3 protein-coding genes are annotated in these 2,188 nt (G+C 37.7%); all 3 read left to right on the forward strand.

Going from position 1 to position 2,188, the window contains the following annotated elements:
* Positions 1 to 201, forward strand: a 201-nt coding sequence (locus B1A98_RS19880; protein WP_158286051.1) for a tyrosine-type recombinase/integrase, incomplete at its 5' end; no start/stop codon positions are given.
* A 178-nt stretch (positions 202 to 379) separates the two neighbouring features.
* Positions 380 to 1,186 (forward strand): DUF3800 domain-containing protein, encoded by an 807-nt coding sequence (locus tag B1A98_RS19885; protein ID WP_063384392.1) that lies wholly within the window; start codon positions 380 to 382, stop codon positions 1,184 to 1,186.
* A gap of 356 nt (positions 1,187 to 1,542) precedes the next feature.
* A partial coding sequence (locus tag B1A98_RS19890) for a transcriptional regulator (protein WP_087903804.1) occupies positions 1,543 to 2,188 on the forward strand: 646 nt, incomplete at its 3' end.

Consider the following 2,188-nt stretch of genomic DNA (forward strand, 5'->3'; position numbering starts at 1 on the left):
GCTTCTCGCGCGTGTGGCATTGAAGGAGCCATTGGCACCCACACCATGAGGAAGACCTTCGGCTATCATTTTTACCAGCAAACGAAGGACGTGGCCATGCTGCAGCAAATCTTTGGCCACTCGGCACCATCGGTTACTTTACGTTATATTGGCATTAACGACGAAATGATTGATCAGATACTAGAGAGATTTTCTTTATAAATAAAAAAGGCAACGCATTCGTATTGAATGAGTCGCCTCTGTACGAACCTCGCACTCAAATTGAATGAGAGGTGTGTAAATAAGTTTAGTTATAACATGAAGTTTTATTCCTGTTTGTTTATACAAATTAATATATTTAGCTGAAATTGTCAAGTTCCGCAAAGGGAGTGCTAAAGGAATGAGTCACCTATTTAATGCGTTTCATACGAGAGAAATGAATGTCTTCTTTGATGAATCAGGAAAAGAAAGCGATAGACCCAATCTTCTGGGGTCTCTTTCGATACCTAAAAGAATATATGAATTAGACGACCTACAATACATGAATTACTTTCTAAAGAAAAGGCGTTTTAAGATACATTGGAAAAATTACAATGGCAATCAAAATGCCAAAGAAAATATCAAAAACTTAATTGGTGCATTTATTCCATATAAGGATTTTATCAAATGGAACGTGATAAATTATCACTATGGATTCTTAAAAGACCAACCGCATTTTTCAAAGACAGACAGGGATGCCACGATCTATTCAAAGTTTCCTGAACGGTTGATATATGGCCTTATTAGAGGTTATGGCGGAGACATGAAAGTATCTGCCACTATTTATATAGACAAATCAACCGAATACGAAACACTGAAACTAGATGAAACCATTGTCACTACGCTGAATAGTCAATCCCTTTACAGGGGAGAAAAATTTTATGCCAGCAAGTGTGAGATGTTACCGAAAAACAACGAAATAGGATTAGAGCTTACCGATGTGTTGTTAGGGATAATCCGTACAGTGATAAAAAATCCTCTCATTACTCCACAAACAAGTAAAATAGAAAGGGAGAAAGTAGCATTGGCAGTAGAGTTGCTGCAAGACGACCATTTTAAGCAGATTATTAGTGAAGTAAAGTATTATGAATGGCGCGGAAACAAAGAATTGAACAACATTAACTTTTCAGACTATATAAGTGCGTTTCTGATTCAGCAAATATATTAAAAGTATTTGCTCGATGTTGAGGAATTTGGACATTTTTTGAAATTTTAAGAGTGATTAACTTGTAGAATTGCGAAAAGTTTGCTATAAATAGAGACAATTAAATCGAACGGAAAAGTAAAAAAGGCAAAAGCGCGTTATAGTGTGGTTGGCGCCACCTATAACCGTCCACCGTGATGCAGCCACGGTAAACACTTGCTTTTACCCTTGTTACTTTATTTATCTTTGCCTGTATCTTACGATAAATAAACGTAAATTTCAAGGGAAAAGTCTACCTTTTACAGACAGACAAAGGACGTGTTTACCGATTTACGCGGTAAACACGTCTTTTTTGTTTTTCTCTAAAGGAGACGAAACCCATGACCGTAAGCAGAATGTTATCTAATCAAGAATTCAAGCAAATGCAAAGCTATAAACCCTACGCTAAGAATCAAAAAGAACAACAATCTATGAAATTAAAGTTATTGGAGGTCGTAGAAGACGCATATGGCGATGCGTATTACCGGCTGAAAAAAGAAACACGCTCAGGAATCGACATGGCTTGCTGGTTAGCTGCAGAGCGCGGTTTCTTCTTTGCCAGTGATGACTATCTTGCAGATCGATACGGCATTACCGATCGTACGATGCGCAACGTAATGAAAAAATTGCGTGACCATGGTGTGATCTTTACCGTGTATCGGAGATCCACGAAGCAAAATGGACGGAGTGCCCCAGTCCATTTATTTGTGGACCACCCGTATTTTTCATACTGGGAAGAACTGCTGAATTTAAGTAATTTCCAAGCAGATTTCCAAACAGAAAATGCTGAAACCCCTTGTGGCTCTAAGGACGAAGGGACAAAAAAAATCCCTACCTATTCTTTACCATTAAAAAAATCTTTTAATAAATACATACGTAAGGACGAAGACGCTTTAGATGACTCGTTTACCCCTTCTCATATTCCAAAGAACTTTGTATTAACCGTGAAACCGTTCTTTGGACAAGCCAAAGAGATTTATAAGCTAT

It is taken from the genome of Pseudobacillus badius (genome assembly GCF_002189605.1).
GTDB lineage: Bacteria > Bacillota > Bacilli > Bacillales > Domibacillaceae > Pseudobacillus > Pseudobacillus badius.

Bases quoted from the DNA above. Each gene is read 5' to 3' on its own strand.
- B1A98_RS19885 (WP_063384392.1), top strand. From the start codon at position 380: ATGAGTCACCTATTTAATGCGTTTCATACGAGAGAAATGAATGTCTTC.